The sequence below is a fragment of the Klebsiella sp. RIT-PI-d genome, assembly GCF_001187865.1.
Classification (GTDB): Bacteria; Pseudomonadota; Gammaproteobacteria; order Enterobacterales; family Enterobacteriaceae; genus Superficieibacter.
Map to the genome: position 1 here is coordinate 44,032 of NZ_LGIT01000017.1, position 19,285 is coordinate 63,316.

15 protein-coding genes are annotated in these 19,285 nt (G+C 54.1%); 8 read left to right on the forward strand and 7 right to left on the reverse strand.

What is annotated here, in order from left to right; translation table 11 throughout:
• Nucleotides 1–8 precede the first annotated feature (8 nt).
• The 6 genes from AC791_RS17620 to fimA form a co-directional block, all read right to left on the reverse strand.
• Nucleotides 9–512 (reverse strand): fimbrial protein, encoded by a 504-nt coding sequence (locus AC791_RS17620; protein ID WP_049841785.1) that lies wholly within the window; start codon nucleotides 510–512, stop codon nucleotides 9–11.
• Between the two features lie 12 nt (nucleotides 513–524).
• Complete coding sequence (locus AC791_RS17625) at nucleotides 525–1,055, reverse strand: fimbrial protein (protein ID WP_049841786.1); 531 nt, start codon at nucleotides 1,053–1,055, stop codon at nucleotides 525–527.
• A gap of 9 nt (nucleotides 1,056–1,064) precedes the next feature.
• The gene (locus tag AC791_RS17630; RefSeq protein WP_049841787.1) at nucleotides 1,065–3,644 is read right to left on the reverse strand and encodes a fimbrial biogenesis usher protein; all 2,580 of its coding nucleotides are present in this window, start codon (nucleotides 3,642–3,644) and stop codon (nucleotides 1,065–1,067) included.
• Between the two features lie 107 nt (nucleotides 3,645–3,751).
• On the reverse strand, nucleotides 3,752–4,450 hold the full coding sequence (locus tag AC791_RS17635) for a fimbria/pilus periplasmic chaperone (protein WP_049841788.1): 699 nt from the start codon (nucleotides 4,448–4,450) through the stop codon (nucleotides 3,752–3,754).
• A 33-nt stretch (nucleotides 4,451–4,483) separates the two neighbouring features.
• Nucleotides 4,484–4,996: a fimbrial protein gene (locus AC791_RS17640; RefSeq protein ID WP_049842032.1), complete on the reverse strand. Its 513-nt coding sequence runs from the start codon at nucleotides 4,994–4,996 to the stop codon at nucleotides 4,484–4,486.
• Between the two features lie 71 nt (nucleotides 4,997–5,067).
• Complete coding sequence (gene fimA, locus AC791_RS17645; protein ID WP_049841789.1) at nucleotides 5,068–5,613, reverse strand: type 1 fimbrial major subunit FimA; 546 nt, start codon at nucleotides 5,611–5,613, stop codon at nucleotides 5,068–5,070.
• A gap of 734 nt (nucleotides 5,614–6,347) precedes the next feature.
• On the opposite strand from fimA, the gene AC791_RS17650 reads away from it, so the two are divergent.
• The 8 genes from AC791_RS17650 (at nucleotide 6,348) to AC791_RS17685 (ending at nucleotide 18,346) form a co-directional block, all read left to right on the forward strand.
• Complete coding sequence (locus AC791_RS17650) at nucleotides 6,348–7,115, forward strand: winged helix-turn-helix domain-containing protein (RefSeq protein WP_158443039.1); 768 nt, start codon at nucleotides 6,348–6,350, stop codon at nucleotides 7,113–7,115.
• Nucleotides 7,116–7,129: 14 nt separating this feature from the next.
• Nucleotides 7,130–7,612: a hypothetical protein gene (locus AC791_RS17655; protein ID WP_049841791.1), complete on the forward strand. Its 483-nt coding sequence runs from the start codon at nucleotides 7,130–7,132 to the stop codon at nucleotides 7,610–7,612.
• Nucleotides 7,613–7,670: 58 nt separating this feature from the next.
• On the forward strand, nucleotides 7,671–8,705 hold the full coding sequence (locus tag AC791_RS17660) for a ParB/Srx family N-terminal domain-containing protein (protein ID WP_049841792.1): 1,035 nt from the start codon (nucleotides 7,671–7,673) through the stop codon (nucleotides 8,703–8,705).
• Nucleotides 8,706–8,995: 290 nt separating this feature from the next.
• On the forward strand, nucleotides 8,996–14,182 hold the full coding sequence (locus AC791_RS17665; protein ID WP_049841793.1) for a RecQ family ATP-dependent DNA helicase: 5,187 nt from the start codon (nucleotides 8,996–8,998) through the stop codon (nucleotides 14,180–14,182).
• An 88-nt stretch (nucleotides 14,183–14,270) separates the two neighbouring features.
• Nucleotides 14,271–15,491, forward strand: coding sequence for a TerD family protein (locus AC791_RS17670; protein ID WP_049841794.1), 1,221 nt, complete (start codon nucleotides 14,271–14,273; stop codon nucleotides 15,489–15,491).
• A gap of 260 nt (nucleotides 15,492–15,751) precedes the next feature.
• The gene (locus tag AC791_RS17675; protein WP_049841795.1) at nucleotides 15,752–16,222 is read left to right on the forward strand and encodes a MarR family winged helix-turn-helix transcriptional regulator; all 471 of its coding nucleotides are present in this window, start codon (nucleotides 15,752–15,754) and stop codon (nucleotides 16,220–16,222) included.
• Nucleotides 16,223–16,224: 2 nt separating this feature from the next.
• Nucleotides 16,225–17,292, forward strand: a complete 1,068-nt coding sequence (locus tag AC791_RS17680; RefSeq protein ID WP_049841796.1) for an HlyD family secretion protein — start codon at nucleotides 16,225–16,227, stop codon at nucleotides 17,290–17,292.
• The gene (locus AC791_RS17685; protein ID WP_049841797.1) at nucleotides 17,282–18,346 is read left to right on the forward strand and encodes a DUF2955 domain-containing protein; all 1,065 of its coding nucleotides are present in this window, start codon (nucleotides 17,282–17,284) and stop codon (nucleotides 18,344–18,346) included. Before AC791_RS17680 ends, AC791_RS17685 begins: the two co-directional genes overlap by 11 nt.
• On the opposite strand, the gene AC791_RS17690 is transcribed toward AC791_RS17685, so the two are convergent.
• Complete coding sequence (locus AC791_RS17690; RefSeq protein ID WP_228136919.1) at nucleotides 18,343–19,212, reverse strand: SdiA-regulated domain-containing protein; 870 nt, start codon at nucleotides 19,210–19,212, stop codon at nucleotides 18,343–18,345. The two genes, AC791_RS17685 and AC791_RS17690, sit on opposite strands and share 4 nt — an antisense overlap.
• Nucleotides 19,213–19,285 lie beyond the last annotated feature (73 nt).

Below are 19,285 nucleotides of genomic sequence, written 5' to 3' on the forward strand. Positions count from 1 at the left end.
ATCTCCTGTCAGGCCCAGGTGTAAGTAACGTTGATGACGGCCTGGATGGTGCCCTGCGTTGCGCCGCCGTTAACCGTCAGCGCCCGAACCTTAAGCGGAAAGCGCGCTGACTGGGTTGTTTCGTCCACCGGCCGGGTTTTACGCTTGCCGTTGTTGAGCGTGGCGCCCTCCTCATCCTGCAACTCAAGTTGAATATTGCCGGCAGTGCCCTGGTTCTGGTAATAGCCGGTACTGTCTGCCGCGCCGCTGAACGTGGCGGTGACCATGGATGTCCCGACCGGGCACTGGGTGAGATCGAGGATCACGTCATGCCAGGCAGAGGCGGCCCCCGGGGCGATCATGTTGAAGGTATAGAGATCGCCCAGCGTCACGTTCGCGGTGGGGGTGGCGATGGTGCACGGTTTAGCGACCACCCGGCCGTTAACGGTGATGGTCACGTCGGCGCTGTGTCCGGGGGCGATACTGGCCGCCAGCATGCCCGCCAGCAGCCAGCGGGAAAGAGTGCGTTGCATGTCAGTCTCCGGCTATTGAAATTCAAGGGTGAAGGTGGCGGTCGCCGTAACCTGCCCGGCGGTAACCGGAACCCGGGTGGACATTAAGCGGGCATGAAAGCTGAGAATGTTGGTCTGGCCCGGCGTGAGAGTTGTCCACTCAAGCGACGACGAACTGGCGTTAAGCGCCAGCGCGCGGCGGTTTTTATCGAGGATCTGCACGCCGATACCACCGGCGGAACTGGCCCCGGCAGAGAGCCTTAATAGCGTCGGGTTGTCATTATCCGCCGGGCCGGTGTAGCCCACTTTGACCGCCGTTGCCGCCGTGCCGCACGGCGACAGCACAATGCTGAATGGCACCGGCCGGGTCGCTGCGCCGACCGTGGGAAACTGTTTATCCGCTTCACTGCCCATCCTGACGGTAAACTCCTTCGAGTCGGTGGCGACCGCACAGCCGTTATCGCGAACTCTGCCGCTGATAGAGATCGTGCTGTCTGCGGCGACGGCGTGCGCCATAAACAAGCCGGATAGCAGCACGAACAACACGCGTTGCAGAATGATCATGTCGGTTCCTTAGCGGCAGATAGCCACGATCTGGTTGAGCGTCTGGCGCGGATCCAGACGGTAGTCCGCCACGCAGCGGGCGTTTGCGCCACTGCCCCATGTCACCTCGACCTGACCGGTCGCCGGCATACCGCTAAGATAGACCTGACCGCCATCCGCCACGATGCTGCTGCTGTGGCGGGTCGTGGAGGTGGCTATCGCGCCAAACGGTACCGGTTTACCGTTGTGCATCAGGGTCATCAGCAGTTTGAGGCCGACCTGGGCGCGGAATTCGGCGCGCACCACCGCGCCGTGAGTTGGCACTACGCTGGCCACGGCTTCATTCACATCCACGTTGTCGGCCAGCGACCCGGTATCCAGCGCCACCCGGTTCTCCCGATACTCGGTGGCATATGGAATGACGGCGTAGCCGCGCCAGTCGGTAAACACCCCGGTCTGGTTTTCGATTTTCACGTTTTCAGCCCCGGGCGCTTTAATCAGCACGCTGGTATCGTTCAGCGGCTGGCTGAAGGTGACGCCGTCGGCGTGGGCCAGCACGCCGCCGCTCATTCCGTAATAGACCTGTTTAATGCCCTCGCTGTGGCTGTAGCCGAGGTTAGCGTTGCCGTAGCCCCCGCGGTAGTTGAGGGCGGTGTAGCCGCTGCTGCCGCTATTGCCTTCCCCGCCGTCCGCATAGCCGGTCTGCATGCTGTAGCTGAGGTTGTTATCCTCCAGCAGCGTGCCGTACAGGCCCGCAAGGTTAGTCATCCGCCCGTTCAGATCGTGCGACATGCTGTAGCTGGCGCTGGCGTGCCGCCAGACGGAAGCAGTATCGGAACGCAGCCAGTGGCTGAAGGGAATATTGACGTTAAGGGCCAGCACCCGATCGCGCCCCTGCTGCCAGGCGTTTTTGTTCAGGCTGTAACTCAGAGTCCAGTTAATGTCGTTGATCACGCTATTCAGCCCGGTCTGTAGCTGTTCATCAGCACCGTCGGTGCCCCAGTAAGTCTGGTGGCTGCCGCTGATATAGAGCGTTGAGGTACGCCCCAGCTGCTGGGTAACGCTGACCTGCGCTTTACCGCGTTTATTCCACGCCAGATTGTAGTAATCGGTGATTTTCGGTTTCACCTGCACCGGCCCGTCCTGACTCTCAATACGGTAACCGCTCATTCGACGCCAGGCGGTGTCAGCGAAGCTAAAATAGCCGCGCGTTGAGTAGCGATAACCGACGAGCTGAATGTTGGTGCCTGTCTCAGTCAGCGATTTGTTGTACAGAAAACGCAGCGACTGCCCCTGATGATGGCTGTCGTCCGCCAGCTGCGCATTGGCCTGGGTGACGTCGAGCGACAGCGCGCCGAGGGTGCCCATATTTTTGCCCATGCCGAGGTTAAAGGCGCGGTAACGATCTGCCAGCTGCGTACCGCCATATAACGTCCAGCCCGCCGGAAGTCCGTGCAGGAGCGTGGTCTGAAAGAAGGCGGGTTTATCCTGCTGCCCGTTGCCGCTGCGATACTCTCCGGCGGTAACGGCGTAGCGCGTGTGCCCTTCACGTTGCAGGAAGGGGACCGTCGACCACGGCACGCTAAAGATCTGTGTGCTGCCGTCGGCTTCTTTAATGGTCACCTGCAAATCACCGCCGTTGCCCGCCGCATACAGGTCGTTAACCGTAAAGGGGCCGGGCGGCACCGTACTCTGGTAGATCTCATAGCCGTTTTGTTTGATGGAAACCTGCGCCGTGCCCCGCGCGATGCCGTGAACCACCGGCGCAAACCCTTTCTGGCTGTCCGGCAGCATGTTGTCATCGGAGGCAAGCTGCGCGCCGCGAAAGTTAATGCCGTCGAAAATATCGCCGTTGGTGTAGTTATCGCCAAGGGTCAGCCGCGAGCGCAGCGGTGTGATATCGCGTTCAAGCCAGGAGTTAATATGCTGCCAGCGGTTCTCGCGACGAGTGGACGCCCCGCCGCTGTAGCTCCAGTTGCTATTGTCACGCAGTCGCCATGCGCCGACGTTAAGCCCGCTTTGCAGATTAAGCCAGGTATAATGGCTGGAGCCGCCGGGCGTGTTGTGCACGTTATTGCCGGTCAGGTTGTAATTGAGCAGCGCCGCCGTGATCCCGTCATCCCACAGCTGTGGCGGAATATAGCCCCGCGCGGTATTACCCATAAAAGCCTGCGGTACCGTCAAATAAAGGCGCTGCTGACCGACATCAAATCGGGTGGTCGCGTCCTGAATGAGGGTAGTCAGCGGCACGCAGGCATCGACCGCCAGGGCGTTCATTCCTGCGACAGCGGCGGTATTAACGCCCATGCCGGCAAGCTGCCCGCGCGTCAGGCACGGTACCAGGCCATAGCCGTTATCGCCGGCACTGAACCTGACATCACGTGTGGTCATAAAGCCGTCGTTGAGGTAAATATCCACGCGATAGAGGCCAGGCGGTACTTCCTGACCTTTTTCAAAGCCGGAGAGATCCGCCACCGCAGAAGGATCGTCGGATAAAAAACGCGGATTAAAATACAGCTCGGCGCGCGCCGCAAAAGCCTGCGCGGCGATCAGCAGCGCCAGCGTCTGTATAACATGCCGTCCCGGACGCAGGGCGGGGCCGCTGTTCATGTGGGGCCTGACGCCGCGCGTTCCATAGTGTAGATATGACATAGTCCCTCCGGCCCGTCGTTGCCCGATAATGATGGTGTTGGTTCAGGTTCAGCGGCGGCGCGGTGTTATTGCATAACGCCCTGCGTTCTGGCCGTTAGCGCGCCATAATCATTAATGGTCCGGTAGGTAATGGTGCTTCCGGCATCGGAAGGCAGAGGCACCGAGGTTTCGCCCATCGGCGGTACCAGCGCATTCTCCAGCGTCCGCGTACCGGCATTGAGTTCGGTGACGGTCAGGTAATAGGGCGTCGGATTACTCAGCGTCAGGTGCGAGGCGCTGCGACGAAAACGCAGCTTTTCGGCAGCCCGATCCGGCGGCAATGCCAGATTTGCCGGACGGTAGTACAGTTTAATGCGGCTGATAATGGCCAACTGGAGCGTGTTGTCGCTGAGTTTGGCCTTATCCATAGACGGAATTGCCTTAACGTTGATCCAGAACAGGCTTTCCCGATCCTGCGGCAGCTGATTATTGGTCGCATCAATAATGCGCAGGGTGTTCTCTTTTTTACCCTGCATCGCAAACAGCGGTGGGGTGATAACGAAGCGGCTTTCTTTTTGTCCGTCAGCGTTTTCGACCCATGACTGGATCAGATAAGTGCTACCTTCTGCGTTACTGGTGACCGGTAACTGGACCTGTTTTTGTCCGGCGGGATATACCACCCGGGTTGCGCCCAGCGCGACACCCGCATCGGCGTGGGCCGCATAGCCAAACGTTAACATCATCATTAATCCTGCCAGCAGGCGGCGCATTGTCGTGGTCTTCATCTCATGCTCTTTGGTTATTAATCGTGTTTTCGCTTACTGGTACGTCAGGGCAAACCACGCCTGCGCATTGGCGATGCCGCCGGTAATTTGTCTGCCTGTCGCCCGGTATTTGGCAACAAAGTGCAGGGTCAACGGGCCGCTATGCAGCGGTGTCCAGGCGAGTGGCGGGCTGTTCAGCGGCACCAAGTTATCCTCAGCGTCAAACAGGGCGATGCCGATGCCGCTGGCAATTCCAGGGCCTTCGCCGACGGACAGCACGTCCGGGTTTTTACCATCGGCGACGCCCCGAAAGGCGATCCCGACGCGCTCGCTGACTGCCGTGGTGCAGTCCTGAAGATGAATATCAAAAGGGACGGGATTGGTGTCCTCTCCAGGCTCATGCAGACGATAACTGCCGATTTGCCCCATATTGACCGTCATCTGGCGATCGCCCGCCTCGACGCGACAGGCTTCAGCAATAATGACGCCCTGAAAACGCATCATGCCTTCCGCCGGGGCCTGCGAGGAGATGAGCAACATCAACAGACCGGTGGTTATCCTTTGCATCGGTGTCACCTTGCACGCGTTAAACATAACGAGCCATCCTGGCCCGCGGTGCCTCCCTGCTTTACGCCGAATTATTCGTATTGCACTTTGAACGTGGCATCCGCATTTGCGGTACCAGCAGTGGCTTTTCCGGTGGCGAAGTAACGTGCCTGGAAAGGCAGAACGTTATTGCCGTCGTTCAGGGTCACTGCAGTGCTAAACGATGCACCATCCAGCGCAAGCGGCGTGCCGGTTCGGTCAAGGATCTGTACGCCGACGTTGGTCGCGCTACCGGAGGCAGAGCTTTGCAGCGCCAGTACATTGGCATTTTCGCTGTTGACCGCGGTGCCCGAAAACGCGATAGACGCTTTCGTTGCGACGGTAGTATCACAGTCGTTCAACTGAATATTGAAGCCCACGGAATTACTGGTGCTGCCTGCGGTAGCAAGCTTGGCAGTACGTACCTGGCCCATTGGCACGGTTTGCTCGAGAGAATCGGCATCTACCGCGCAGGCAGCGTTAACCACTTCGCCTTTAAAATGCACCGTGCCGCCATTGACCACGGTGGTATCAGCAAATACTACCGGGCTCAGGCACAGAGCAGACAGGGCGGTAAGCGCCAGCGTTTTCAATTTCATGAAATATTCCTTTTAATCGAGAGAAAGACTACGAATCATAATAAGAGGCGTTCTGTATTTTCCTTTTCAGGAAAAACGTTCGATCGCCGGTTCTGCATATTTCATCCGTATTACTGCCAATATTAAATATGGCTCAGGATGTATTCGGCGATATGGCGCTGATAAGGTTATGGTCGCTATTTAGCGAAAAAGAAAACAGAGTGCAGGACAGTAAATGACATCCGGCGCGGTTTATCCTGCTAAACCTATTTATGAGGGTGCGGGTAATAAATAAGGCGTAGCGGGCGTGGCTATTTTTCATAATATGATCCTGATGTGTTGTTGACGAATTAACGCGGACAGTTGCCAGCCTCATAACGGTATCGATTACCTGATTGATGACTGACGTTATTACTCTGCTGGCAATCAAATAATTGCATGAGGTGTCCTGCTCTGGTGGCAGAATGTATCCGTTAAAGACGTGTGGTTGCTACTCATATATTTGTGAAATTAATGATTTATTTATTTGTATGACAAATACAATGCTATGATTTAGTTGTGATTTATGAAGTAAAGTTAAATCAATGTACAATGACACCACAAAAGAAGGTGTTATTTTGTTTGAGTGACATAAGAGATTTTAATATAATTAAAAACAATTAATCAGTCGTGGAACATAATCTCTCGCTATGAATTTATAGCGAAAGAAAGACTGTGTCTGAGCTATCTTAATGGAGGAGGTTGGTAGAGTGGCTGTGGTTTATATTATAAATGAAGCACTTATCTATGATGCTCAGGCACATTTACTGCATTACACGTGCGATGATAAAACGGTGACATTACCTATTCCCGCCAGTAACTGCTTTAAAATTTTGCTCGATAATCACGGTGAAATTATTAGTCAGGAAACATTGCTTACGCGCGTCTGGAATGCGCGAGGGATGAATGTGAATGCGAATACTTTACATCAAAATATTTCGCTATTGCGAAAAGCGTTATCACAAATAGAAAATGGCCGAAGCGTTATAAAAACCATTCCAAAACGCGGATTCACTATTCCGACTGACGTGACTATTCAGCAAAAAATTCAGGATGTAGAGTCTGACCCTCCTGAAAATGAAATGGCTGAAGTCGCTGCGCCGCCTGGCGTTATGACCGCAGTGCCGATTGAAAAAGGTGTCTTCCTGAGGCGAAAGGGCATCCGGAGTTTCATTGCGGCTGGCGCGCTTTTATTGCCGCTGGTGGTCGTGTTGTGGCATATCATCACGCCGCCGAGAAACTATTTTTCCGCTTACATTGAAATCAATGATAGCGAAGAATGTAAAGTGTTTGTGAACAACATTCCTGATGACAGCGTGATTTTTCAGTCGCTAATCAAACGTTCGGCGGTCGATTGTGGTGCCCGCCGCTGGGTTTACATTACAGGAAATCACGTCGCTGACTATCCATCATTTATTGCCTGCCGTAACCAGCCTGGCACCGGGCTCAGCCCCGGCTGCCAGTCGTTCTACTTTTTTTATTGATGGATTGACGATGTATGTTGAACATAAATGTGAACATTAATTATGCAATCGCTTTCATTTCCCTGATGATATTGATGCTTAGTCTGTACCTGGTTAGCTATTTTCGCTCAGAGAGTGAGGCCATTAGCTGTGATGCCAGACTCAGCATCATTGATAACGCCAGGACCCTCAATTTTCGAATGAATATTTCATTTGATAACGGCGACGGATTTATCACGCTGATGGCAAAAGATTCGGCCAGCGATGCGGTACTGAGGCTGCGTAAGACCTTTCATTATCAATTAAAAAAGAATGATGTGATGGTCTTGTCTAACGATGCGAGCGTGATGAATTTCAGTAGCGCAGAGGCCTTCAGCACCTTTAAACGGTATCTGCCGGCATTTTTCTTCACCACCCGTAGCGATATGAAAATGCTGACCCGCGTGATAAAAAGCAGCGACGATTTGCTGGTTTTTATGATTGTCGATACGCCGTTGTTTGTCTGTGAGAGACGTTAAGAGTAATAATAAAAATATATTATCATCCTTAAACAATGGCTTAACCGGGATCCTCTTTATGACTGACTACTGGTGGAAAGACCTTCTCGACCGTAACGCGCAGTGGCAGGGTCTTGAGCTTATCGTCCGCGAGACGGATTGCGCACAAACCCTGCAAATGCTGAGCGGTCATCACGGGCGTATGGCGCTGAAAGTACGCGGTGAAACGCTGTTCTGGGCCACGGTACTGTCAGACCACTCCGGCGTCTGGCTGGTATTTAATGCCGATCATCCGGACCGGCAAAACCTGCTGCCGCCGGTCACATCACAGGATGTGGAAGTCATTGCACGTAAGGGACGGGAGGCATGGACCGGCGAGTGGTGCCGCTATTTTGCCCGTCAGTTAATGACGCTGCCCTCACCGCTACTGGCCCCGCGCCGCTGGTTGATAAGACCGATGGAGCAGGTAAAAGATCGCGCCCCTTATGCGCTAAAAACACCGTTAACGGCGGAAAACTGGCATTTTCAGTCACCGGCCAGTACGGACAAAATGGGCTGCGACTGGACGCTGTATGCGGAGGACATGGCCGATCTTACCCAGCCGGAAAAAGTCAGGCTGGTGGACTGGTGGTGGGGCGGTAATCTGCTGCTGGGGCGCTATCCGATCGATACGGATGCCGGACGGCTGAAGTGGTGGCGCAAAAAATCGCGTGAAGGTCAGCTTCCGCCGATCCTCGTCTGGTATATCGCCGGGCTGGCATCGTTCGTGATCCTCGACGGACACTACCGGTTCCAGGCCGCGCGTGAAGAGGGCATCCCGCCCGAATTTTTAGTGATAAGCGAACTTAACGAGCAGGTCTTTACCCCGGATCCCGAACAACAGGCGCGCATATTACGTTCGCTGGAGCTTCAGCAGCGCAAAAAACCGGACTTTAACGTTGATGGCATGAATCAGACGCTGATCAATCTCTACGATAACCGCTATCTGTATGCGTCTACCAGCAGCCGGGCGATACTGGGAAAAGGTGATGGCTGGACGCGTGAGGTCAGCGACTATCTGCGGCGGCATCAGCTTGAAGGCTATCTGGAGAAGATCCTTAACCGGCAGGAATGATTCGCTGCTCAGGGGCTGCCCGACGGGCGTCACGATATCCTGTTAACTAATCGTATAATTAACAGGGATATAGAAGATGCACATCGGGCTGTACAGCGATGTGGGACGGCATAATCACGCGTTCTCAATTATTGATAAGTATTATTAATGAGATTTTTTTCCTTAGAAATCACGCTGTTGACTGGATATCCTCTTCTGCACATGATTTAATCGGTGCAAATTAAAGCTGTCATCTCCGGTCAGATTTAGCGATTTCATGTTTCTCTGCGGGAGATTATGGAGTCGGTTAAATGGAACAAACCACTAGCGTGCTGGATCTGAAACGGGTCCTGTCCTTTGATATAGAGTTAAGCAGAGATAATACATTCAGACAGTTAGGCGCGGTGCTGGCCGATGAGATCCTGAATATAAAAGGTCATCAGGACGATGCCATCGCCCGGCTGGATCATCTGGCAAAAGATGCCGATGTCATTCTTGGGCACAATATTTTAGATTTTGATTTACCGTGGCTCTCCGCTCAGCCGGTACGCCCGCATATCCTGCTTGATAAACCCATCATTGATACACTTTATCTTTCGCCTCTGGCCTTTCCGGCCAATCCTTATCACCGGCTGATCAAAGACTACAAGCTGGTCAGGGACACGATTAACGATCCGGTGAATGACTCGCGGCTGGCGCTGCAGATTTTCGCTGAACAGCTGACGGCGCTGCGAAGCAAGCCGCTGGAGCAGCTTCAGCTTTATCAATATCTGTTTGAGCATGGCATCTCCGCGCATTTTACTACTCGTGGACTGGCGCAGGTTTTTGCGGCGCTTACCGGTAAGAAGTCGATTCAGGCGGCGGCGCTGCCGACGCTGGTTAAAGCCATCGCGCAACATAAGGTCTGCCCGAATCAGTTGAGCCGGGTGATTGGTGATGCGCTGCGCGAGCCGCAGAAGCTGCTGCCGCTGGCCTTCGCCTGTGCGTGGCTGCCGGTCAGCGGCGGAAACTCGGTGCTGCCACCGTGGGTCTGGCGAAAATTTCCGGCCACGGCCGATATTATTCGCGAACTGCGAGAAGAGAAGTGCCAGGAGGCCACCTGTGGATACTGCCTGCAAAATCACGATGCCAGACGCCATTTACAGCATATATTTGAACTGCCGGATTTTCGCAATCTGCCTGACGGAACGCCGCTTCAGCGCGACATCGTAGAGTGCGGGCTGGCCAGTCGCCCACTGCTGGGAATACTGCCGACCAGCGGCGGTAAATCGCTCTGCTACCAGCTTCCGGCGATTGTGCGCAACCAGCGTAACGGTTCACTGACCCTCGTTATTTCGCCATTGCAGGCGCTGATGAAAGATCAGGTCGATAATCTGCGGCAGAAAGCGGGCATTGAGGGCGTGGCGGCAATCTCCGGTATGCTGACCCTGCCGGAGCGCGGGGCGATCCTTGAGCAGGTGCGACAGGGCGATATCGCCATTCTGTATCTGTCACCGGAGCAGCTACGCAATCGGGCGGTAAAAAATGCCATCCGCCAGCGGCAAATTGGCGGCTGGGTATTTGATGAAGCCCACTGCCTGTCAAAATGGGGGCACGATTTTCGCCCGGATTATCTCTACTGCGCCACCGTTATAGATGCGCTGGCGAAAGAGCAGCAGGTTCCGGTCCCGCCAGTTTTTTGCTACACCGCCACGGCTAAGCTGGATGTCATCAACGACATCTGCTCACACTTTCAGAATAAGATCCCGCAGCCGCTGGCGCGCTTTGAAGGCGGGGTGGAGCGCGTTAATCTGCATTATGACATTCTCGAAAGCCGGGGGCTGAGCAAGCTCAGTCAAATCCTCTCTCTGCTCGAACAGTTTTTCGGCGACGGGCAGCCCGGCTCCTGCGTGATCTACTGCGCGACGCGTAAATCGGTGGATGAAATTTCCGATGCGCTGATGCAACAGCAGTCGCTGCCGGTAGCAAAATTTTATGCCCGCCTCGAAAGCGCGCAGAAAAAAGAGATCCTCGAAGGCTTTATTGCCGGACAATACCGGATCGTCTGCGCAACGAATGCGTTCGGGATGGGGATCGACAAAGACGATGTCAGGCTGGTGGTCCACGCGGAGATCCCCGGCTCGCTGGAAAACTATTTGCAGGAAGCAGGTCGCGCCGGGCGCGATACCCTGGACGCGCACTGCGTACTGCTTTTTGACGAGCAGGATATTGAGAAACAGTTCCGGCTACAGGCTATCAGTGAAGTCAGCTTTAAAGATATTCGCCAGATATTCAGCGGCATCAAACGCAAGGTCAATGATAAAAATGAAGTGGTGGCGACCAGCGCGGAGCTGATTAATCAGCCGATGGTAGAAACCAGTTTCACCGCCGACGACAGCGGAGCGGATACGAAGGTGAAGACCGGCATCGCCTGGCTGGAGCGGGTAGGCTATGTCGAGCGCAGCGACAATATTACTCAGGTCTTTCAGGGTAAAGTCGCCTTCGCCTCGCTGGAGGAGGCGCAGGAAAAAATTCGGGCGCTGAATCTGAATCCTCCCGCCGCGCAGCTGTGGAATGCGATATTGCAGGCGCTGATCAACGCGGACGACGATGATGGGCTGAGTGCCGACACGATTGCCGATGATGCAGCAAAGTATCTTAGTCATGGCTCCAGCATGACCGAAGCCAAAGACGTGATGCGGGTGCTGACCCAGATGGCCGATCTGGGGCTAATCACCAAAGGACTGCTGCTTACCGCACATATTCGCCCGAAAGGGAAAGACAATGCCCGGGTGACAGCCAGCCAGATCCAGGAGATCGAAAAAGCGATGCTTTCGCTGTTACGCGAGCAATTTCCCGATCCTGAACTGGGCGTATTTTATTCGCTGCATCTGCGCAAATTTAACCAGTTGATTATCGATCTGGGTCACGAGCGAAGCCACCCGTCGCTGCTGCGTAATCTGCTTTATAGCTGGTCGCAGGACGGGCGGCAGAGCGGGCAAAAAGGCTCGATTGAATTTCGTTACGACAGCCGCGACAGCTATCAGATGGCCATTAATCGTCAATGGTCCACTATCGAAAAAATTATTCAGCAGCGTCATCGCTTAACCAATGCCGTGCTGGGCTTTTTGTATCATCAGGCGGCAGCAAGCGATGAGAACAGCGTCAGGCGGATCATGCTGTCCTTTGCCCTGGAGCAGGTGCTCGATTATCTGCGCCAGGATGTAGATATCATTCCACTTCTGCAGGAGCGGGATCCCGGTAATGAGCAAGAGTGGCTGATAAAAGGTGCGGAACGGGCGCTGCTTTATCTGCACGAGCAGCATGCGATTACGTTGCAAAACGGGCTGGCGGTGTTCCGTGCGGCGATGTCGCTAAGACTCAACGTCGAAAAGGCGCACCGCTACGTGAAGGCTGACTACCAGCCGCTTGAACAGCATTACCAGCAAAAAATACTGCAAATTCATGTCATGAACGAATATGCGAAGCTCGGACTGGATAAGCCCAAAGCGGCACAAAAGCTGGTGAAAGATTATTTTGCGCTGGACGCGGAGTCATTCTTGCCGCTGTACTTTAAAGGCCGCCGTAAGGTGCTGGATCTGGCGACCAGCGAAAGCTCGTGGAAGCGGATCGTCGACGATCTGCATAATCAAAGTCAGGAGCAGATCGTACAGGCCGGTCTGGATCAAAATATGCTGGTGCTGGCCGGACCCGGATCGGGAAAAAGCAAAGTGATCGTCCATCGCTGCGCGTATCTGATGCGCGTGAAACAGGTCGATCCACGTAAGATCCTGCTGCTCTGTTATAACCATAATGCGGCACAGTCGCTGCGCCGCCGGTTAAAAGCCCTGCTGGGGCGAGACGGGAGCCGCGTCACGGTGCAGACATTTCATGGTCTGGCACTGAGCCTGACCGGACACGCCGTGGGCAGTCAGGATAACGAAGAGATCAATTTTACCAGCCTGCTACAGGATGCCATCGCCCTGTTAAAGGGTGAAGAAACGCAGCTGGGCCTCGAAATGGAAGGACAGCGCGAGCACCTGCTGGGCGGGCTGGAATATTTGCTGGTGGATGAGTATCAGGATATTGATGAGCAGCAGTATCAGCTTATTGCCGCGCTGGCCGGCATGAGCGCCGGTGAAGACGACGTGAAATTGAGCCTGATGGCGGTGGGGGACGACGATCAGTCTATCTACGGTTTTCGTGATGCCAGCGTAACGTTTATTCAGCGTTTTGCCGCCGACTACGAGGCCCAGACTCACTATCTCACCTGGAACTATCGTTCGACGGCAAACATCATTGCGGCGTCAAATCAGCTGATTGAACATAACCACAACCGCATGAAAAACGCCCATCCCATTACGATTGACGAAAATCGACGCCTCGAGCCTCGCGGCGGTAAATGGCAGGCCACAGAACCCTGCCGCGGCACGATTGAAATTGTCCGTTGTCAGGACAGCGCGCAGCAGGCTGCCGAAGTTGTGCAGCAAGTTCAGCGAATACGCGAGATCGATCCCACCTGTCCGCACGAGCAGATCGCAGTGCTCGCGCGTAACGGCATTGATAAAAACGAACTGGTTCGGGTGCGCTCTGCACTGGCCGACGCCGATATTGCCTGCCGCTTTACGCTTGATAAAGACGCCGGTTTTCCGGTCCGCGCCTGCCGTGAAATTGTCGATTATCAGCAATGGCTACGGGAGCAGCGGCTGACGCCACTTACGCCGCAGGAATTACGCGAGGCGTTACCCGCGCTGGCGCTGGCAAACCGCTGGCACATCTTGCTGCACGACCTGATCGATCAGTGGGAGGGCGCTCAGGGAGACGAGGCGCTTCCCGCAGAATATTTTGATCTTTTTTTACAGGAGTATCTGAATGCCCAGCGTCGTCAGGTGCGTTTTGGCAGCGGCGTATTATTAAGCACAGTACATGGCGTCAAGGGCGAAGAGTTTGAACATGTGATTATCCTTGATGGCGGCTGGGCCAGCGCATTTGGCGACGACGTACAAAACCAGCAGGAAGAGCGCAGGCTGTTTTATGTAGGGATGACGCGCGCCATCTCCCGGCTGGTATTGATGCAGGTTGATAACCAACAAAATCCACATATTCCGCTGCTGGAGGGCGGGCCGCTGTCGTACCAGCGGAGTCAGGCTATCCGCCCTGAAAAATTGCGCCGCTTTCTGATTACCGGTCTGGCCCAGCTGAATATTGGCTTTGCCGGTGCGTATCAGGATTCGCATGAGATCCATTCGCTTTTAACCAGCCTGAAGCCGGGTGAGCAGGTCGAACTGGTCGCTGAAAAACAGAGTATTACTGTTATGCTGGGCGAAAAAACGCTGGCGCAGTTTTCCCGAAATGGCAGACAACGTTGGGAAGAGATCGTGCCCGCGATCCGCCATGCCGAGGTGTTAGCGGTATTGCAGCGTAATAAGCATCAGGAAGGTGAGAAGTTTCAGAGTAAATGTAAAGTCGACAGCTGGTACATCCCGATCCTGATGGTGGAGACCGAGGACGCGCAATAGTATGCGGCAGCATATTGTCGATTCCCTCCGCTAAGCGGCTGTGATAAACCGGATCTATATTATTCACACCGAAGGAAAGGAGGGAGAGATGAATCAATCATTACAACCTGGCCAGAATACGAGCTTATCTCAGCCGCGCGGGCAGGTGCGTGTCAGCCATACCCTGGACGCAGGACTTGATGTCAATCTGACCGCTTTTCTGGTCACTGCATCTGGCAAGGTGACCACTGACGACGACATGGTGTTTTTTAATGCGCCGCAGCACGCGTCGGGGGCTGCAACGTTTATGAACCCGGCTATCAGCGGCAACACGCTGAGCCACTGTATTGATTTCGATCTCTCGCGCCTTCCCGCCGGGATTGTCAAAATCGCCGTGACCCTGACTCAGGACGGTGGTGCAGGCGGTTTTGCCAGAGTGAAGGATCTACAGGCGCACATTGTGGCAGGGGAGCAGAGCCTGGCCCTGGCGCCCGGTGCGTTCAGTCAGGAAACCGGTATTATCGTGCTCGAATTGTACGTGCGTAACGGCGACAATAAGGCTCGCTCGGTATGGCAGGGCTTTAATTCGGGGCTTGCGGGATTATGCAATCTTTACGGAATCGAGGTCGAAGCGCCTGCACCTGTAACACCGGCAGTGAGCCTTAAAAAAATTATCCTGACTAAACCCGAAGTGCAGCATAAAGTCTCACTGATCAAAGGCGCAGCTGCGCCGAAAAGCATTCGTGTCAGCGCCACCTGGGTTGATAACGGCGACGACGAAGATAATGACGATCTTGACCTGCGGATCGGTATTTTGCGCCCGGATGGACAGATGTCACTGGTTTGCGCCCCTGATAATCCCGGCGCGTTTGAAGCTTATCCGTGGCTGCTTCACGGTGGCGATGTGGTTACGGCCAGCGCGTGCGCACCGGGAACGGAAACCGTGGAAATTAATCCGGCGATCTCCCGTCTGATGGGCGGGAAAGTAGCTATTGTGTGCAGCGTCTACTCGGCGGTAAGTAATGGCGCCGTCTCCGTGGCATCGCTGAAACCGACTATGCGCATGGAATACGGCGAGCAGGTGGTGGAATGCGCTTATGATTTTGATACCGGTGACGATGACGAGGGTATTTATACCTACGTCATCGGCCTTATCGAAATTGATGAGGACAGCATCGTTCTCAGTCCGGCAGGGGTGACGTCGGAAGAGGGCAGTGAAGACACCCCGTGGCTCACCCGCAAAGGCGATAAAGTGGTGCTAACCGTTGACGGTCCGTGGGTGTTTAAAGGCGGTAAACCGGCGACTAAAAAAGGTAAACGCTACGTCTAGTCTATAGCGCCTGCGGTTGCGCTAGGTTGCTGACAGGCCTTTATCGCGTACGGACTTCGCCTGTACTATCCGGCATATCTGGACCTGCACATGTGACAATAATCTCCTTACACGCCCGGTAGGCGTAACGCCACCGGGCAGGCTCTTCGCCGCGCTTCCTCAGGCTATCCCTTTTCGCAATCTATGCGCTTAACTGCGCTGTTTCTTGATACTTACCCTGATAAGTATTAACGTATTATGCGTAATGAGAGGGAGACGTAATGACTGAAGATGAGCTATTTGCCCGCCGTCCGCTGGGAATGCGTATGGCAATGGTGGTACGCCAGTGGCGTTCTGTCATTGACCAGGCCGTGCTGGATACTGGCCTGACGCAATCGAGCTGGACGGTACTGATGCAACTGCATCAGCTGGGTAATAACGTCTCAGTCACCGAACTGGCCGAAGTGCAGGGTATCGAACTGCCGCCGCTGATGCGAACTCTCACGCTACTGGAAAAACAGGGATACCTGCTGCGTACCATATCGCCTTACGACAAGCGGATCCGCCTGCTGGCGCTGACGCCTGCCGGAGAAACGATCCTGGAGCAACTGAATCAGGTTATTCAACAGTTTCAGGATCGTATTACGCACAATATCTCCGCGACGAACAAGGCGTTGTTCAACGCGACACTTAACCAAATCGCCTGCAATTTGCGGTTTCTCCGCGAAGAAGATAATAAGACAAAACGCTAACTATGATGACTCCTGAACAAAAATTTGCCCGCTGGGTAAGGGTCAGTATTGCCTCTTTCCTGCTGATGTTCGTCTACTTTGTGGTAGCGGATATCTGGATACCCCTGACGCCGGACTCGACGGTAATGCGCGTTGTAACGCCTGTTTCCGCCCGGGTGTCCGGCTACGTAGCGGCGGTGCATGTCCACAATAATAGCCCGGTAAAGAAAGGGGATTTACTTTATGAACTGGATACCACGCCGTTCCAGAACCGGGTAGAAGCGGCGCAAATCGCCCTGCACCAGGCACAGCTGACTAACCAGCAGCTTGATGCGCAAATCGCTGCCGCCCGCGCGAATGTGAAAACGGCGCAGCTGACGGCGCATAATGAAGCCGTTACTTTCCGGCGCTATCAACGGCTAAGCGCCAGCCAGAATGTCTCGCAGCAGGAACTGGATAAAGCGCGCACCAGCTGGCAGACCAGTGAACAATCCGTGACGGCGCTGAATGCCACCATTCATCAGTTAACGATTGAACGTGGCGAACGTGATGATGCCCGCAACGTCACGCTACAAAAATATCGCAATGCGCTGGATGAGGCGCAGCTTAATCTTAACTGGACCCAAATTCGTGCTGAAGCTGACGGTACGGTAAGTAATCTTCAACTCAGTCCCGGGCTTTATGCCTCAGCAGGAACGCCTCTGCTGGCGTTAGTGAGCGCTCACACCGATATTGTGGCAGACTTCCGTGAAAAGAGCCTGCGCCATACCCGTCCCGGTACCGATGCGGCAGTGGTATTTGATGCCATGCCGGGGAAAGTGTTTGCCGCTCACGTCGTCAGCAGCGATGCGGGGATCCTCGCCGGACAGGAAGCTGTCAACGGCCAGCTTTCACAGCCGGAACAGTCTAACCGATGGGTACGTGATGCGCAGCGTATGCGGATACACGTTGCGCTTGATGAACCGCTGGCGCTGCCGCTGCCTACCGGCGCACGCGCAACTGTTCAGCTCTATAACAGTGAAGGCCCCTTTGCCCATTTCTTTTCCGGGCTGCAAATCCATCTGGTGAGCCTGTTACACTATGTCTATTAATACCCTGGCCCGCGTCTTTACGCCGCACGACACGATTACGTTTACCGCAAACGATTTTCGCCAGACCTTACGCATCGTGGTTGCGGGGACTCTCGCGCTCAGCATTTCCACGTTTTATAACGTGCAGTACGGCGTCTTTTTTGTGGTCTATCCGATTATGCTGCTGTCGCTGGTGCCGGTGTTTAACCGCCATGTGGCGACCCAGTTCATTTTCAGCGCCGTGCTGAACTGCTTTGAGATGATACTGATTATTGGCTTTCTTTCGCGCTGGCCGCTGATCATGACGCTGGTGGTTTTTGCGCTTTACGTGATGCGTTTTCGCTTCATGAGTAAGGGGCCGCTATTTTTATTCGGTTCGATGGGCGTCGTGTGCCAAAGCGTCATGCTTAATTTTATGAGTTACCCCACTAACGACTGGCATACGTTGATGTTCTCCAACGTTGAGGCCAGCATAATGGCCGTCTGTCTGAGTGCGCTGATGCACTATCTGCTGCCGGATATTGAACCGCGCGGCCGACCGCCGCTTATTGAGAAAAATGCAGCGCGGGTGCGCCATGAATCGCTACTCTCCGGCACGGTGGCCACAATGATCTTTGTTATTTTTCAGATAAGCGATCTGAGTGACTCGTTGTCGGCGCTGATGGCCGGCGTGCTGATCCTGTTTCCGATGAGCTATCGCGGTGCGGTAATCAGTTCAATGTGGCGCGTGGTGGGCGTGGTTCTGGCCTGCTTATATATTTTGATTGTGCAGCTCATTCTCTACGATCACAGTAGCCATATGCTATTGATGATGCCGCTTATTGCCCTTGGCCTGGGGTTTAGCGCGCGCCTGCACGTGATGGAAAAAGTGGGTGCAGGCGTTGGTTTTTCAAGCATTACCACGATCGGTATTATGTTCGGGCAAAACCTGCACCCGGAGCAGGACCTGGTTTTCAGCGATATGTATCGTATTGCGTCCGTTACCGTCGCACTGGTGGCGACGCTCATCATGGTTTTTCTGGTGCATATCATCCTGAATCGCTTTACCGCCACCCGCTATGTAATTGCCAATTAGCGTGGCGTGTTTTCCGTAAAGTGGTAAAACAGATTGGGCTCGCTGACAATAAACAAATTGCCTGCACCATCGCGGGCAATTCCCTCCGCCTGTTTGATGCTACTTGCCAGACCGTGCTCGCCCTCTTTTAACGACATTTCGCCCAGAATATCGCCGGATAAAGTCACTTCCTGCAGATTTTTGGATTCGTGTGACAAGACGTAAAGTGAATTATTCCCGGCGTTGAAGTCTGCGCCGGAAATATCTTTAACGTCCAGTCGGCGCGTGAGGGGTTTATCATCGGATATTTGCAGGTCATTGCTTTCCAGCAGGCCGGCAACACGGTAAATAGCGACAGGTTTTTTCTCTTTAAAGAAATAAAATACGCGATCCTTCGGCGAATAGGCCAGCCCCTCAAAGCCCGTATTGGTCGGGGTTTTTTGCAGGGCGATTTGCAGTTTTTTCAGCACTGTCACATGCGAGTCAGCATCAAGCGTTATGACATAAATGGAATAGTCTTTTTCATCGGTAATAACGAATGTGTTGTCACTCACATACTCGATGGTTTCAATGTCCTCGACGAAATCCAGCGGAATAGTGCGCAGGACGTCGCCCTGCTTGCTTAACTCGACGATGGCGGCAGGACGGTTAATGGTGCTGAACAGGGTGTCGCTTTTCGCCGACCAGGTAAGGGAAGAGATATTGTTACTCACGCCGCTCATTTTTTTACCCTCAATGGCAACCTGGTAGCCGCGAAATGACGACGTTTTGTCTGCGCGATGATGCTGATAAAAGTGGTTACCCGCACTACACAGTGCAATAAACACGACTAAAAGCAGAGTGAGGATCTTTTTCTGATGGTGTTTGAAGATTGCCATCCCTGTCATGATGTCTCCATAAGCGTTTAACGAAAATGCTGGCCGGTCAGTATACGCGGCAATGCAAATAATGCTCATGCCT

Excerpts from the sequence above, each read along its gene's own strand:
- AC791_RS17620 (WP_049841785.1), bottom strand. The coding sequence starts at position 512 with ATGCAACGCACTCTTTCCCGCTGGCTGCTGGCGGGCATGCTGGCGGCC.
- AC791_RS17625 (WP_049841786.1), bottom strand. The coding sequence starts at position 1,055 with ATGATCATTCTGCAACGCGTGTTGTTCGTGCTGCTATCCGGCTTGTTT.
- AC791_RS17630 (WP_049841787.1), bottom strand. The coding sequence starts at position 3,644 with ATGAACAGCGGCCCCGCCCTGCGTCCGGGACGGCATGTTATACAGACG.
- AC791_RS17635 (WP_049841788.1), bottom strand. The coding sequence starts at position 4,450 with ATGAAGACCACGACAATGCGCCGCCTGCTGGCAGGATTAATGATGATG.
- AC791_RS17640 (WP_049842032.1), bottom strand. The coding sequence starts at position 4,996 with ATGCAAAGGATAACCACCGGTCTGTTGATGTTGCTCATCTCCTCGCAG.
- fimA (WP_049841789.1), bottom strand. The coding sequence starts at position 5,613 with ATGAAATTGAAAACGCTGGCGCTTACCGCCCTGTCTGCTCTGTGCCTG.
- AC791_RS17655 (WP_049841791.1), top strand. The coding sequence starts at position 7,130 with ATGTTGAACATAAATGTGAACATTAATTATGCAATCGCTTTCATTTCC.
- AC791_RS17660 (WP_049841792.1), top strand. The coding sequence starts at position 7,671 with ATGACTGACTACTGGTGGAAAGACCTTCTCGACCGTAACGCGCAGTGG.
- AC791_RS17665 (WP_049841793.1), top strand. The coding sequence starts at position 8,996 with ATGGAACAAACCACTAGCGTGCTGGATCTGAAACGGGTCCTGTCCTTT.
- AC791_RS17670 (WP_049841794.1), top strand. The coding sequence starts at position 14,271 with ATGAATCAATCATTACAACCTGGCCAGAATACGAGCTTATCTCAGCCG.
- AC791_RS17675 (WP_049841795.1), top strand. The coding sequence starts at position 15,752 with ATGACTGAAGATGAGCTATTTGCCCGCCGTCCGCTGGGAATGCGTATG.
- AC791_RS17680 (WP_049841796.1), top strand. The coding sequence starts at position 16,225 with ATGATGACTCCTGAACAAAAATTTGCCCGCTGGGTAAGGGTCAGTATT.
- AC791_RS17685 (WP_049841797.1), top strand. The coding sequence starts at position 17,282 with ATGTCTATTAATACCCTGGCCCGCGTCTTTACGCCGCACGACACGATT.
- AC791_RS17690 (WP_228136919.1), bottom strand. The coding sequence starts at position 19,212 with ATGACAGGGATGGCAATCTTCAAACACCATCAGAAAAAGATCCTCACT.